14 protein-coding genes and 2 tRNA genes are annotated in these 14,784 nt (G+C 36.4%); 1 reads left to right on the top strand and 15 read right to left on the bottom strand.

Annotated features, from left to right (window positions below):
* Positions 1 to 1,667: 1,667 nt before the first annotated feature.
* The 9 genes from CER22_RS26505 to CER22_RS26460 form a co-directional block, all read right to left on the bottom strand.
* The gene (locus tag CER22_RS26505; protein ID WP_088610035.1) at positions 1,668 to 2,636 is read right to left on the bottom strand and encodes a tyrosine-type recombinase/integrase; all 969 of its coding nucleotides are present in this window, start codon (positions 2,634 to 2,636) and stop codon (positions 1,668 to 1,670) included.
* A gap of 99 nt (positions 2,637 to 2,735) precedes the next feature.
* A tRNA-Arg gene (locus CER22_RS26500) sits at positions 2,736 to 2,809 on the bottom strand.
* 1 nt (position 2,810) lies between these two features.
* A tRNA-Gly gene (locus CER22_RS26495) sits at positions 2,811 to 2,884 on the bottom strand.
* Positions 2,885 to 2,993: 109 nt separating this feature from the next.
* Positions 2,994 to 3,497: a metallophosphoesterase gene (locus tag CER22_RS26485; protein ID WP_088610034.1), complete on the bottom strand. Its 504-nt coding sequence runs from the start codon at positions 3,495 to 3,497 to the stop codon at positions 2,994 to 2,996.
* A 13-nt stretch (positions 3,498 to 3,510) separates the two neighbouring features.
* The gene (locus CER22_RS26480; RefSeq protein ID WP_142293575.1) at positions 3,511 to 4,119 is read right to left on the bottom strand and encodes an XTP/dITP diphosphatase; all 609 of its coding nucleotides are present in this window, start codon (positions 4,117 to 4,119) and stop codon (positions 3,511 to 3,513) included.
* Between the two features lie 11 nt (positions 4,120 to 4,130).
* Entirely contained in the window at positions 4,131 to 4,868 is a 738-nt protein-coding gene (gene rph / locus CER22_RS26475) for a ribonuclease PH (protein WP_001261765.1), read from the bottom strand.
* 128 nt (positions 4,869 to 4,996) lie between these two features.
* Positions 4,997 to 6,046 carry a spore germination protein GerM gene (gene gerM / locus CER22_RS26470; protein ID WP_088610032.1) on the bottom strand — a complete coding sequence of 350 codons (1,050 nt, stop codon included), beginning with the start codon at positions 6,044 to 6,046 and terminating at the stop codon, positions 4,997 to 4,999.
* Positions 6,047 to 6,177: 131 nt separating this feature from the next.
* Positions 6,178 to 6,987 carry a glutamate racemase gene (racE, locus tag CER22_RS26465; RefSeq protein WP_000774000.1) on the bottom strand — a complete coding sequence of 270 codons (810 nt, stop codon included), beginning with the start codon at positions 6,985 to 6,987 and terminating at the stop codon, positions 6,178 to 6,180.
* Between the two features lie 210 nt (positions 6,988 to 7,197).
* Positions 7,198 to 8,523 (bottom strand): MFS transporter, encoded by a 1,326-nt coding sequence (locus CER22_RS26460; protein WP_088610031.1) that lies wholly within the window; start codon positions 8,521 to 8,523, stop codon positions 7,198 to 7,200.
* Positions 8,524 to 8,892: 369 nt separating this feature from the next.
* On the opposite strand from CER22_RS26460, the gene CER22_RS26455 reads away from it, so the two are divergent.
* Positions 8,893 to 9,576: a type 1 glutamine amidotransferase domain-containing protein gene (locus CER22_RS26455; protein ID WP_088610030.1), complete on the top strand. Its 684-nt coding sequence runs from the start codon at positions 8,893 to 8,895 to the stop codon at positions 9,574 to 9,576.
* Between the two features lie 49 nt (positions 9,577 to 9,625).
* On the opposite strand, the gene CER22_RS26450 is transcribed toward CER22_RS26455, so the two are convergent.
* The 6 genes from CER22_RS26450 to CER22_RS26425 form a co-directional block, all read right to left on the bottom strand.
* Positions 9,626 to 10,264 (bottom strand): TetR/AcrR family transcriptional regulator, encoded by a 639-nt coding sequence (locus CER22_RS26450; RefSeq protein ID WP_088610029.1) that lies wholly within the window; start codon positions 10,262 to 10,264, stop codon positions 9,626 to 9,628.
* Between the two features lie 159 nt (positions 10,265 to 10,423).
* Positions 10,424 to 11,086 (bottom strand): type 1 glutamine amidotransferase domain-containing protein, encoded by a 663-nt coding sequence (locus CER22_RS26445; RefSeq protein ID WP_088610028.1) that lies wholly within the window; start codon positions 11,084 to 11,086, stop codon positions 10,424 to 10,426.
* A gap of 156 nt (positions 11,087 to 11,242) precedes the next feature.
* Positions 11,243 to 11,530 carry a hypothetical protein gene (locus CER22_RS26440; RefSeq protein ID WP_088610027.1) on the bottom strand — a complete coding sequence of 96 codons (288 nt, stop codon included), beginning with the start codon at positions 11,528 to 11,530 and terminating at the stop codon, positions 11,243 to 11,245.
* Between the two features lie 186 nt (positions 11,531 to 11,716).
* Complete coding sequence (gene gerE / locus CER22_RS26435) at positions 11,717 to 11,941, bottom strand: spore germination transcription factor GerE (protein ID WP_000659484.1); 225 nt, start codon at positions 11,939 to 11,941, stop codon at positions 11,717 to 11,719.
* Between the two features lie 165 nt (positions 11,942 to 12,106).
* Positions 12,107 to 13,402, bottom strand: a complete 1,296-nt coding sequence (locus tag CER22_RS26430) for a purine/pyrimidine permease (protein ID WP_088610026.1) — start codon at positions 13,400 to 13,402, stop codon at positions 12,107 to 12,109.
* Between the two features lie 98 nt (positions 13,403 to 13,500).
* Positions 13,501 to 14,742, bottom strand: a complete 1,242-nt coding sequence (locus CER22_RS26425) for an amidohydrolase family protein (RefSeq protein WP_088610025.1) — start codon at positions 14,740 to 14,742, stop codon at positions 13,501 to 13,503.
* Positions 14,743 to 14,784 lie beyond the last annotated feature (42 nt).

The following is a 14,784-nucleotide window of genomic DNA, read 5'->3' as shown; positions in this document are numbered from 1 at the left end:
GTACAATACAGAGTTCAATCCTTATTAGCTGCTTAAATATGTGTCCAACTTTTTGGGTCCCGTTCATTTAGACAACTTAAAAGGGCGGTTTTTGCGCGCTCTTTACACACCGGATATATAAACTCCAACATCTTCTCAAGGAAGAACTGGATAAACTTCGAAATAACAGCCGTAATAATTAACATTTTCACTGATCATCACCCCCCTTCAGCATATAAAATAGGAGGATTACTAGCTGACCACAAAATCTATAATAGTGTTTGGTAGAGTTACTTTTTTCCTATGTAAATTCTTGGTGACTTCTGTATATATTGTATTACGTTTCAAAATAAGACACAAGATATATGTATAAATACTTTCTTTTTTTAAATTTTACTTTTCGACAAGACAGTCTTCTTTTTTCAATAGAATCGCTATGAAACAACATTCTAAAACTCATGCCAATAAAGTACTTTTCAAAAAAGTTGTCAACGAATTTAACCTTATTTTTAAAAAAGTTACCAATATATTTTGTCATAAAACGGCAAATGCTGGAGGAATATACTTCTCCAGTGTCATGCAAAAAGAACTGATATGAAACGAGAATCCGTTCTAAAAAACGATTACATTTATCAATTTTACTTTATTAAATATTATATACTTTCGTTGCTCGTTACATAATAACAGATAACCATTGTAAGAAAAGATTATTATTATAGAATTTAACTTTATTTATGAACGTAGGTTTCTGAATATGTATAAATTATTTGCCCACTGCGTTACGTGCTCTCAATAATATTTTTAAAATCTTCCCGACTTACTACCACTTTCCCGAACTTATAAAATACATCTTTCGTTGCAATAGATTCATTTATTTCACCATTTTTCAGCTGATCCAAAATTGTATTTGCTTATATTAATTTTTATCCTACACCACTATATGTTCCAGATAACTCAAACTTTGATACATTAGTTTTCATTTTTAATAGAAGCCCTCTTGTATTCCACCTATGCCCCTTTTTGCTAGTAACTTCTTCACTCTCCCTTCAATCGTAGTCAGTTGTATTATTTAAAAGTGTTGACTTTAGGTCTTCCTTTTACTGAGCATGGCTTAGATTGCTTAAGCAACGGCTTGGACAGAAAATATCTACCTTACATCGCAAAAACAAAAGTTAAAGCAACATAAAGTAGATGTCTTAATACTGAGCTAGGATGAGTTGTTGAAGTATCCGTATTGTATCACCTTGTTTAAACACAGGGATTCCTCCCTCAACGGACTTTCTACTCACAAAGCTTGTCCCATGAGCTTATATCTATCCGTTACCACCTGTCCCGTAGGACACCAAGCAGCCACCGAACCTTTAATGGTCGTTCGCACCTAGACTACACCCAGTGTAAACAAGGAAACACTTTAGAGGGCGTACGCTTGACTTTATGACATCGGCTTAGCTAACCTGTTCAAGTTTTGCGAGTGTTAGGTCATTCCTCGTGTGGAAATCCCGTAACTCAGTAGCTAAAAAAGGCAATACTTAAGAAGCCTTGCATCCCTCGAATTTTTTCGATAAAATGAAGGTACTGAATGTACGGGCTTGTCCGTTATTTAGTTTTTATGTGAATGAATTTTAGGGTCACAGACTGCGCCAACAGTCTACCCTGCGAGGAGCATCCGCCAAGATGCTCTTTTTTATTTACAGGAAGTTTCTCAAACTTTCCGCCACTTCTTCCTTATCTAAATGTAAATATCTTGTTGTAACGGCTAGATCACTATGTCCCAGAGCCTTAGAGATTAGAGCTATATTTGCTCCCTTCTTGAGTAAATTCTTCGCAAACCCTCTCCGTAAAGCATGAGGATTTATATTCTTCAGACCGTAATCCCTAGAATGTTTACTCAACCTCTTAGTTATATTGTTATTTGTAGGACTCGTAGCGATCCGCCCTCCATTTTTCGTAATAAATAAGTAATCATTATTCACTCGACACTCTTTCCGGATAATGTCGTTCTGCTTCATAAGAGCACCTAAGACTCTAGCAAGAACATCATCAAAGGGTAAATGTATGGATTCATGATTCTTAATAATTCCACCATCAATACGTAGCACTTTATTTTCTAAGTTAACATGTCTATGCTCCAATTGAGACAACGTCCCAACTCGTATTCCCGTCTGATACATAAGCAATACGGAAGCAGCATCTCTCAATTCTATGAAGCGAGTTAAATCTAGAATAGAAAGCAGAAGATTAATTTCCCTATCCGTTGCACCTTCTTTCACAGGGCTATCAACCTTTATTTTGATACTCTTCCAAAAGTTAATCTCAATCCAACCGTTATCGAAACAACGTCCCAGAAACGCTTTGAGACACTTCAAACGTGTTAACTTGGTTTGATTACTGACATTCATAGATGAAAGCCACAAATAGATATGTTCAACGGTCAACTCTTGGAGAAACTCCGCACCCGTCACACTCATAAAATGACCAATATGCAACTCATAGTCGCTAATAGTACGGTCACGCAAGCCTGTTGCTCTCATTTGACGTATCACTGTAGAGAGAGCCTTCTTAATAGTTAGACCCTTCACTTGTTTCCTTTCCAGCTTCCGGTCAAAGATATTCGATAAGTCTTCGCTAACTGTTAAAGAATCTCGTCTTTTAGACATAAAAAAATAAGCCTCCTAACTCGATGTTGACCGTACACTGTACGTTTCAACTTTCGAATTAAAAGACTTATTTGACGGGGTTTACTACCCGATTGTTAGCGTCCCAGGAGAGATTCGAACTCCCGACCGTACGCTTAGAAGGCGTATGCTCTATCCGGCTGAGCTACTGGGACATGGAGCGGGTGAAGAGAATCGAACTCTCGACCAGAGCTTGGAAGGCTCTTGTTTTACCACTAAACTACACCCGCATATGTTATTTTATTTTTCTTCGTTAGCGCTGTTGCCCTATCGACAATATTTATTATATGTATAACCATACATAAAGTCAACACCTTTTTTAAAAGAGGATAATTTTTCTTATCCTCTTTTAAAAACTGCTTGTTCAACTAGTTGTCCGTCTAATGTTTCAAAACGAACTTCCATTTGATTTTCATCCATTTCTAATAAAGCAAATGTCTTTTCTACACGCTGACGTGGCAATAAAATACTGCCTGGATTAATAAATAAAACGCCATCGATTAATTCTGCACCTAATACGTGAGAGTGTCCGAAGCATGCAACTTGCGCCCCTACCTCTTCCGCATGGTACGCTAATGTTTGTAATGTCATTTTCACGTTATGACCATGTCCGTGCACAACTACGAAACGAATGCCATCTACATCAGTTACAATTTCATCTTGAAAGTTAGCATAATCACAGTTCCCTTTTACAACATGGAAACCTTGCAGCTCTTCATGAGCAGGCGTTAGCTCTGAATCACCGCAATGAATCATGACATCTACTTTTCCTTCATAGTTCTCTTTCAACTGCTGTAATTCCTTCACGGAGCTATGACTATCGCTTACGATTAAAGCTTTCATCAATCTCTCTCCCTTATTCTCCTAAAAACCATTCAGGGATTTTTTTTTCTAGCTTACGAAGAGCACGTCCACGGTGGCTAATGGCATTTTTCTCATCTGAACTTAGTTCCGCCATCGCTCTTTTATATTCTTCCACATAAAAAATCGGATCATATCCAAAGCCATTTTCCCCGCGGCGCTGCTCTAAAATATACCCTTCGCACGTCCCGTTTACAATGACAGGCTTTTTATCCCCTTCAGGGAAAGCCACTGCTAATGCACAGTAGAAACGAGCTTTACGCTTTTCAAACGCTATTTCATTTAATTCTTGTAACACTTTATCAATATTCGCTTGATCATCTTTCGGCTCTCCAGCAAAACGAGCTGAATACACGCCTGGTTTTCCATTTAAAGCATCTACAATAAGACCTGAATCATCCGCGATTACGATCGCATTCAGCTGTCTACTCAGACTATCCGCTTTTAAGATCGCATTTTCTTCAAATGTTTCACCAGTTTCTTCGACTTCTTCAATATGAGGAAAATCGTGCAATGATTTTACTTCTAAATCAAATCGCTCAAATAACTCAGCAAATTCACGTACTTTCCCCATATTTTTTGTCGCTACAACAACTTGTTTCATACTTTCCACCTCTACTCTATATGAGATACGATGTCACCTAACGCTTCTTTTTGCATGTCGATTAGTTGGAAGATACCTTGTTCCGCAGCATCAAGTAATTCATTTAACTGCGCTCTGCTAAACGTCGCCTCTTCTCCAGTTCCTTGCACTTCAACAAACTGACCTTTTCCAGTCATAATTACGTTCATATCAACGTCTGCTTTAGAATCTTCTGCGTAGTTTAAATCTAAAACAACACCTTGCTCTTCAACAATTCCTACTGACGTTGCTGCTAAATAATCTTTTACTGGAATTTTAGATACTTTTTCTGCTTGTAATAACTTCTCAAACGCTAATACCATTGCTACATATGCACCTGTAATAGAAGCAGTTCTCGTTCCACCATCCGCTTGAATAACATCACAATCAATCCAAACCGTTCTCTCACCAAGTGCTTCTAAGTCAACTACCGCACGTAATGCTCGTCCAATTAAGCGCTGGATTTCCATTGTACGTCCTGTTACTTTCCCTTTACTTGATTCCCTAATTGTACGTTGTTCTGTTGCACGTGGAATCATCGCATATTCAGCTGTTACCCAGCCCTTTCCTTCTCCACGCATAAACGGTGGGACACGCTCTTCAATTGTCGCTGAGCAAATTACCTTTGTATCCCCAACCTCAATTAATACTGATCCCTCTGGATGTTTTAAATAATTCGTATGAATATGTATATGGCGTAATTCTGTTTTCTCTCTACCATCTACTCGCATAAAAATAACCTCCTCATAACTACTTGTTAGTATAGCCAAATTTAAATGTATGATATGTATACAATAAAAGAAGAGGAACCCAAAAAGCAATTCCCCTTTCTTACTTAAGTATATCAAATTATTGAAGATTAAAAACTACCTGTATTCACGTTTTCTGGACGATCGACAGGTTTTATTAACTTTCCGCCCTTTTCATCTATAAGATTCGCTTTACCATTTACTTCAATAGAAACACTTTTCACGCCTTTCTTTTCTGTTAAAGATAAAACTAACGACTTCAATACGTAATTTGAAATCATATTTTTATCTGGGTTTATAAATATATTTTCATTAAAGTTTAATGTAAGATTTCCGTCTTGTAACTTCGGATTCGTAATCAACTTAACTCCTGGATTAAAATCATTCAGAAGCGATTGATGAATCGGTCCTTTTACAAGTTCATCTATAATTGCTGCATAATCATTTTCTTTTCCTTCTACAACGCGGCGTGTTACTGGTACGTAGTATTGCTGCTTATCATTATTTTGTGCCATAAAATAAAGTGTAACCGGTTTTGTATTTGTTACATCCGCTACTTGTTCATCATCGAAGTTGATACCATTAGCACGGCTCACCCCTTCACCAATCGGTGTACCACCAACAGGCATCTTTGCCAATTTTTCACCATTTATTTGGAACTGCACTTGTTTTATTTCTTTAAATTGCGTCAACGTCCAGGCTATTGACTCAACCATCTGACGCTCTTCCTCTTTTGCATAGTTTTTCATTTCTTTAGAGAAATCAATTACTGCCGTCCCATCTTTTTTCAAATCTAGTGTCATCGATGTATTCGCTGGAATGACTGCACGGAACCCATTCGGTAATAAATTCGTTACCGGTCCATCTTTCACAAGGTACTCTAACGTTTGCTGAATGACCTCATTCGCTTTCGGAGTAGGTATAGCTAACGTTTGCGGTACAACATAACCATTTTTATCAACAAGGTATAGTTCTCTATTCACCGTTTGTCCTTGCTTATCTTTCTTAGCCACTTCTTTCTTCCCACCCTCTGTATACGTAACTTGTTTTGGCGGATCAATTTGTTCCGTTGCTTTCTCCTGATTTATAAAGCCACACCCTGTTAGTAAAACAGCGCTCACAGTAGCACCAACAACCCATTTAAAAGTGGATTTAGGCATGCCATTCCCCCCTAAAATCTAAGTTTGTACTATTATGTATACGAGCTGTTTCACTTTTTAGAACAAGCTGTGCTTCCTATAAACAAAAAAACTCCTGATTTCTCAGGAGCTCACTTATATGGATTCTACTATTATTCTTTTTCTAAATGAATATGTTTCACATTTTCAATCGGTTGACCGAACCATTTTGATGCAATTTCTTTAAATAGGCCTATTTTTCCTGTCGTTAAGAAGAGATGATCACTTTGTTCCTCTCCCTCATTCAACATTTTACTATGGTATAAAATTGTACTTACTTCGCGCGCTGTTTCATCACCTGAACTAATGAGTTGTACTTTATCTCCCATTACTTTTTTAATAACAGGACCTAAAATTGGATAATGTGTACAACCTAAAATAAGTGTATCAATATCAGTATTTTTCAGCGGTTGCAACGTTTCTCGTACAACTTCATACGCCATTTCACTTTCAAAATTCCCACTCTCTACAAGCTCAACGAAAGGCGGACACGCTAAACTTTCTACCATAACACGGTTATTAATAGACTTTAGCGCTTCTTCGTATGCACCACTTTTCACCGTTCCAATCGTTCCAATAATCCCAACATGATACGTGTTTGTCACTTTTAAAGCTGTACGTGATCCTGGGTGAATAACTCCTACCACTGGAATTGGTAATTGTTTCTGCATCTCTTCTAATACAACCGCAGTTGCTGTATTACACGCAATAACTAACATTTTGATATTTAAATCTAGTAAATGCTCCGTCATTTCCCACGTAAATTGACGCACTTCTTCTCGAGAACGTGGACCATAAGGGCAACGTGCCGTATCCCCTAAATATATAATACGCTCTTTCGGCAACTGACGAATTAATTCCTTCGCTACTGTTAAACCGCCAACTCCTGAATCGATAACACCGATTGCTCTATTCAACTTCATCACCCGTTTTCTCATTCATCATCTTATTTTATCATTATATTTTACACACTTTAAGTTCGCTAACTTAAACTGCTTCTGTATGAAAATTTTCATTTGTACCTGTATAGACTAGGACCTTTTTTATTTTGCTCCTTTTTTTCATAATTTGCAAGACAGAAAAATAACCGACCTTCTATATGAAAGTCGGTTTCTTCTATATAAAATGCGTATTTATCGCTCCATCTTTTTTTGGAAAGAAGACATTCCTATTAATAAGAAGAAATGAGCAAAGATTAAAATGACGATTAAAATAAAATTCAAACGATAACTATTTGTAGATTCCATAATTTTGCTCGCTACAGCTGGTCCAAATGCCATACCGAAAAAGTTAATTAAATTATATAAACCAAGACCGACTCCAAATTTAGCTGGATGTAATGTTTTCGGTATTAATGTGTTTAATGATACTTGAATAGCTGAATAACTCATAAATGTTAAAATAATCGCCACTACAATAACGACTATGTTCCCATTCGGAATAAACCCTAAAATTAAAAAGCCAACGATCATAATGACAGACGCTACATAAATCATATTCACATTTCCAAAGGAAGGGACAATCTTTCCAGTAATAAAACTAGATACAATACCAAAAAGTGATGCAACAAACAATACAATTCCGATAACAAATGGAGACAATCCGTGCTCTCTGCCTAACAGCAATGGTAATAATAATAAACTAGCACATAGCGCCACATTCATTATAAATCCGACCGCTATTAAACGAAGAAATAGTTTATTTGTAAACAACTCAATATCAATAAATGGATGCTCCGCGTTCTTCATACGAACCGTGAATAAAAATAAGAAAGCTACCGATAACACAAATAGCCAACTATTAATATTTACACCTAATAAAACAGTCGTAATAAACACAAATAATAACACCGCTCCAATGTAATCAAAATGAAACGCTTCATCCGTATACTGCGCTTCTGCTGGCATAAATTTTATAAGCAAGAAAATCCCAACTACTGAAATAACCATAAATAAAAATAAATATGGCCAACCCAATGTATTTGTAATAGCCCCGCCAACTAAAGGACCGATACCTATCGCTAATGCAATAGAAGAACTAATCATAGCTAACGCACCAGGCTTCTTAGCAGGAACAACTAATTTTGCCACTGCAATCATACTAAGCGCAATAAACGCCGCACCCCCACTCGCCTGCACTAATCTTGCAAGAATGGTAATCGCATAAGATTGATTCATAAATCCAATAATAGAACCCGCTACAAATATGACAATTGAAATAATTAATAGTTTTTTTACGCTATAACGATCAGCCAGCTTCCCATATATCATTGAACCAATACCGACAACTAAGGAATAACCTACTACAACCCAGCTTACTTTCGATTGACTAATGGATAAATCATGAGCCATATCCTCTAACGCTACATTAAATAAAACCGCATTCATCGGTCCTAATAAAACGATAAAACATAATGTGAAAACAAACCATTTTGAATGGTTACTTATATCTTTCCCCATGTGTAACACCTCTCCTGATTGTAGTAGCTGCAAATGAAAATAAAGTTGTTTAGCGCTTCTCTCAACACTAAACAACTTCATCAAATGTATAAATTTATCGCGCGACAAACTGAATTCGAAACGAAACATGTACGTTGTTCGATATTCATGGAACTATCATAGTTTCAGCATTACAGTTTGTCAACGAAAAATATACAAAGTAAACTAAATTAGTGTTTTTAGTTTACTTTGTTCAAAAATTGTTATACACTAATTTCGAATCCGATATAAGGAGGACTGACGTGGTTATTCAAGTTTACAATTTCTAACTTAATAAAATTAAGTAAATAAAGAGCTTTTATATAGAAGAAACATTATAGGAGGATTATGATGAAGAAAAAAATGTTAGTCGTATTAACGAGCGTAGAAAAATATCCAAATTTAAATAGAGCTACTGGGCTTTGGCTTGGTGAAGCTGTCCATTTCGTTAAAAAAGTAGAAGAAGCTGGTTACGAAGTAGATTATGTCAGCCCACAAGGCGGTTATACACCAATTGATCCGCATAGTTTAGCAATGGCAGAGAGCGTCGATTGGGAATGGTATCAAAAGAAAGAATTTATGAATCGTCTCGGTTCTACAATGAAACCGAGTGAAGTGAACCCAGAAGACTACGCCGTCATTTATTACGCAGGCGGTCACGGTGTGATTTGGGACTTCCCAGAAAATAAAGAACTTCAAATGATTAGCCGCAACATTTATGAAAATGGCGGAATCGTTTCCTCTGTTTGTCACGGAGCTGCTGGTTTATTTCATATCACATTAAGTAATGGGGAACGTTTAATTAGTGGTAAAAAAGTAACAGGTTTTTCAAACGAAGAAGAAAAACTAGCTGAATTAGATCAATTTGTTCCATTTTTAACAGAAGATGAACTCATTAAAAATGGAGGACTTTACAAAAAAGCTGCGCAACCTTGGGAAGCTTATGCTATAGAAGATAATCGTGTTATCACTGGTCAAAACCCAGCTTCAGGTGGTCCAGTAGCTGAATTAGTATTACAACACGTAAACAAATAACAGGTAATAAAAAAGCAGGTTTTCCATTACTATAGGAAAACCTGCTTTTTTACGAAATCATTTGCAAAATAGCAATAACTTCTTTTTCAATTTCCGAATCATCAATTGCATCTATATACTCTGGTTTAAAAAGTTGATACTTCTTCAATTGATAAAAATCAAGTATCGCTTTCTTTAACGTAATATCGTACTGAATACAAAAAGAATGATCTATAATACGTCTTAACATCACATCATCTTGCACCATAAATAATTGTGCGTTCATTTTATTAAAGTAGCCTTGTTCCATACCAGCTTCAAAAAACATTTGCAAATTTTGATTACGATTTTGTTGTGCAGCAACTAACTGATCAAATAAGTGCGGATATGCCTCTTTCAAATCTTGTAAAAAGACATCAGAAATATATGTCACACATTTTAAAGAGTGGATAAACGTCTTTTGGAAACGTTCTGCAAAAGACATACTTTCATCTTGATTATCCGCATCTCCTTCAAGAAGGTAATTCATAAAATCTTCTACCACAGCTTCAATAATCTCATCTTTTGAAGAAAAACGTTTATATAAAGTAGCTTTACTAATATCCATATATTTCGCAATTTCATCTATTTTCAATTGACTAAAACTCGTTTTTCTAATAACGGGCTTTATTTTATTAATATAAGTATTTGCACACGCAACTTTTCTCATTAAAAGAGCCTCCCCTTTTGTCCATACAAAATAGTATAGCAAATTCACGATTAATTATAAATGAAGTCACTATACTCAATACATCTTTTTAGTTTAAATCTTTTTCATTTACACTACTGAAAAAATGCCCGCTACCTTTATGAGTAGCGAGCACCTTTTCTATAATTTATTTACAGCTCTTCTTATAGCTTTCCCTATTTCCATACTAGACTGCGGGTTTTGCCCTGTAATTAAACGCACATCTACTACTACATGCGGTGTGAAATTTGGAGCAACATAAAACAAAGCTCCTTCTTCTTTCAATTTACTTTCTAATAAAAACGGCACTCGCTTTTCTAAATGCACAGCTTTTTCCTCATCGTTTGTATAACCTGTTATACGCTTACCGGCAACAAAAAACGAGCCATCTTTATTTTTCACACCGACTAAAGAACTTACTCCGTGACAAACAGCCGCTACAATCCGGTTATTGTTGTACATATTCTCAATCAAATTTGCAACATATGGATTACCTGGAAAATCTATAATCGCTCCGTGCCCACCACCAAATAAAACTGCATCATAATCCGAAAAATAAACATTTGAGATCGGCTTCGTATTTTGCAATAAAGAAGCGACATACTTAAATTCACGAGGTATCCCGTTCGGAATAGACACTCTATCAATAGGTACTTTACCGCCCTTTATCGACACAATATCAACATCGAACTTAGCTTTTTTAAATACATTATAAGGAGCTGCGAGCTCTTCCAGCCACAAGCCAGTCGGGTGTCCATTCATATCATGAGCGCTTGTTGAAACTAACAATATCCTTTTCAACATATCCCCTCCTTACTACCTATTTATGTATGGAATGTTCTTATCATTCATATAGCAAGCGGAAAAAACGATAACAACAAGCTGACCTTTTGTATAAAAGTCAACTTGTTGTTATCGTTTGAATTCTTTCGTACGAAGATTTTCACAACCTTATAACTTTTATCTCCAACGCCACACAATCGTGTTATCCTCCATATGAATAGCAGGTATATCAATCCCTAAATACCGCTGATTATCCTCATCAAAAACAGACCAATTTCCTTCATATAAAAATTCAGGATCTATGCTTTCAAAATCAAATCCACTATCTTCGTCTACCATCTCACGAAAATATTTTTGGAACGGTTTACTATTTTCATATAGACGAATTGTTCCATACATCCATGGCATGTCTCCAAAAACATCTTTAATTTCACCTATCTCCATATCCTTAAAATACAACTTCATATTTGCACCTTCTTATTTGTGAATGACAAAGATACCTACCCTGAATGCCTCATCATGTTCTAAAGTAGTTATTTTTAACGTTTCTTTCTTAAACATATCTTCCTTCTCAAAGTCTGAAATACCTTTTTAAGTTCAAAATATAAACAGAAAAATAGCCGACTCTTCATATAAAAGTCGGCTTTCTTTTTATAGTTCGAGCTCTCCCATGCGAAGAAGCTCAACAACTGCTTGTGAACGTCCTTTAACTCCTAGCTTTTGCATTGCGTTTGAGATGTGGTTGCGTACTGTTTTTTCACTGATAAAAAGTTCACCTGCAATTTCCTTCGTTGTTTTATCTTGAACCAGTAATTCAAATACTTCTCTCTCTCTCTTTGTCAGTAACGGTTTAGATTGATACGCTTTTTCCTTCAACTGGTATAAACCTCCTTGCTTAAGCCAGAGCCGTGTATGTGTAAGTTGGGTGTTTATTTAGTCAAGATATTGTATGAACGAAATGTGCGGGTGGTGAATGAAAATAGGCTTTATTTCACATGTTATTTTAGACTTTTATACAGTGCAGACACTCTTTGTATCCACTCACTTTTCATTACGCCATATTTGTTCTAGTAATATGCTGACAACTGTACCTACGAACAAACCATTTCCGAATATATATTGCATAACAGACGGCAGTGATTGGAGTGCTCCAGACGGTAAAAACATAACACCGCTTCCAAATAATACAGAAACTCCTAAAACCGTTACATTCCTTTCGCTCAGTGGCACTTGTTTTATATTATGAAACCCAATTCCAATTAACTGTACGAACGAAGCCATTAAAACCGCAGATGCGACAGCGGGTGGTAACGATGCTAAGTAACGAATAATATTTGGAAACAACGACATTACGACTAGTAACAAACATGCTAGTAAGAACGATCGTATATATTTTTGTTTCGTTAAACGTATAAATCCTGCCGTTGCTGGTAACGGCACGACACCTACAGTTGAAAATACAGAAGAAATGATATGCGAAATCCCTCCAACCCACGTACCACCCTTCAACTGTTTTTGTTCAATAGTCCCCTTTTGAATGGTAGCTTGATTAATTGCTATAATAGCTGCCACTGTATTTGAAACTAAAATACATACCATAACGAAACTGGATACAGCCATACCTGTATTCCACTTTGGAAGTCCCCAAGCAAATACATGTGGAAGTTGCACAAAATGAGTTACTTGAGATGGAATCGTCATTTTTCCTGCAATGAGAAAAAGAATCCACCCACTAATTAATCCTATTAAAACCGCATAACTTTTGACAAAACCTTTTCCGAAGTTAGATAGTATAATAACGAAAAGAAATATGCTAAACGCAATTATCGCTGTAAATCCATCGATTTGAGAAACAGTAGCAGTAATTCCTAGCATTCCTTTTAGAAATACACCGCTTAATTGTAAACATAATAAAAGTAAAAACGTCCCTGTCACAAGCGGCGTGAATAAAAATAAAATACGTCCGATAAAACCAGTGACTCCTAATCCTATTAAAATAACACCGGAAATTATCATTCCTAATTCTAAAATTTGCAACGTACTATGTAATTGATCTTGCCCGGCCGTTGCATAAGCAAGTACGGTAAATACTCCAACCCACGATCCAGCTGGTCCATCCGCAATTGGTAGTCTATGTCCAAGCCACCCTTGTAAAAAAGAAGATATACCAACTACAAAAAACGTACGCTGCATTAAATAAAATATTTCTTCCGTTGTAAGATGAAATAATCCGCCAACGACAATTGGTAGTGCGATTGAATTCGCTAATAAAAATATAAACCATTGCAAAGTTCCCATAATATGATTTTGGTTATGTTGATTGTCCAAATTTTTCATCCTTTCTAGCTTCCCTATAAGAAATATATTGCAAGCATAACAAAGAAGGGTTCTACACTCACAATTAGAACCCTCCTCAAAACATTTACACGATTCTTTTACATAAGATTATTTAATTCCACCTCATTTAAACTTCCAACAACAATATTCCCTTTATGCACGACTAAACGTTTCTCTGTTTGACGCGCTACCGCTTCAGCAGTACATGTTGCATTCGTCAAAACAAAACTCGCTTCATCTCCTACATTCGGCCATGCTCGCTTCCCTTCATTGTTTAACGTTTCTTTTCCTCCCGTAATAAAGTGAAGGGCTTTTCCTAAAGACCTTTCGTCACTCCACCCAAAACGTTCCGCTAATCGATTTGCCTTTTGCAGCATATCACCTGTGCCAAACGGTGACCAATGATCAGTAATACTATCATTTCCTAATGAAACTTTCACACCTTTTTTATCTAATAACGGAATTGGGATTACTTGTTTCCCAATTGGCACCGTTGAAGTAATATCAATATTTAAAGCAGCTAGTCTTTCCGCCACTTCTTCAACTTCTTTATCCGTAACACCACCAAGTCCAAGTGCATGACTAATTGTTACGCGACCTTGCCATCCCGCTTCTTCTGTTAAACTTGCCAATCGCTTCATCGTAAACGTCCCAAGATTATTCGCATCATGCAGATGAATATCAACATCCGCATTAAATTCTACTGCGATATCCATAATGGTATGTAATGATTTTTCAATATCATTATCCACTGTAGCTGGATCCACTCCACCGACTAGATGCGCACCCATACGCATCGCATCTTTCACAAGTTGTACAGAATTACTGCGCAATAATCCATGTTGCGGAAAAGCAACAATTCTACCAGAAACCTGATTTTTATATGTTTCCAACGCCGCTAACGTCGCCTCCAAATTACCAAGTCCAATAATCGGATCAACATTACAATGCGTTCTTATATTCGTTGCACCATTTCGAAGCAATAACGCTAACATATTTTCCGCCCTATCTTGAGCAGTTGCTAATTGCTTCGGCAGAATTTTTTCTTCTTCATTAAAACGCGTAAAAATATTCTCTGCTGGCATACAAGCTTTCCAAGGGCCACTATAATATGTCTTATCAATATGAATATGCATCTCTTCGAAAGCTGGCAAAATCAATAAACGATTAGCATCAAGAATTAATACTCCTTCCTCTTGAACAGCCCCTGCCATCACTTTTTTAATTCGTCCATCTTCAATGAGTAAACTACATAACTCTGTTTCTGTTTGGGAAATTCTCCCCTCTTCATATGTATACCCCGATTCAAGCATTACATTAGTCAGCCAATATACTGTCATCTCTATTTCCCCCACCCTTTATTAAAAGTTACCTCTTACTAT

The organism is Bacillus sp. K2I17, assembly GCF_002209985.1.
In the GTDB taxonomy this organism is placed as follows: Bacteria; Bacillota; Bacilli; order Bacillales; family Bacillaceae_G; genus Bacillus_A; species Bacillus_A wiedmannii.
The sequence above is the reverse complement of the archived record's forward strand: the minus strand, read 5'-3'. Positions and strand labels throughout refer to the sequence as shown.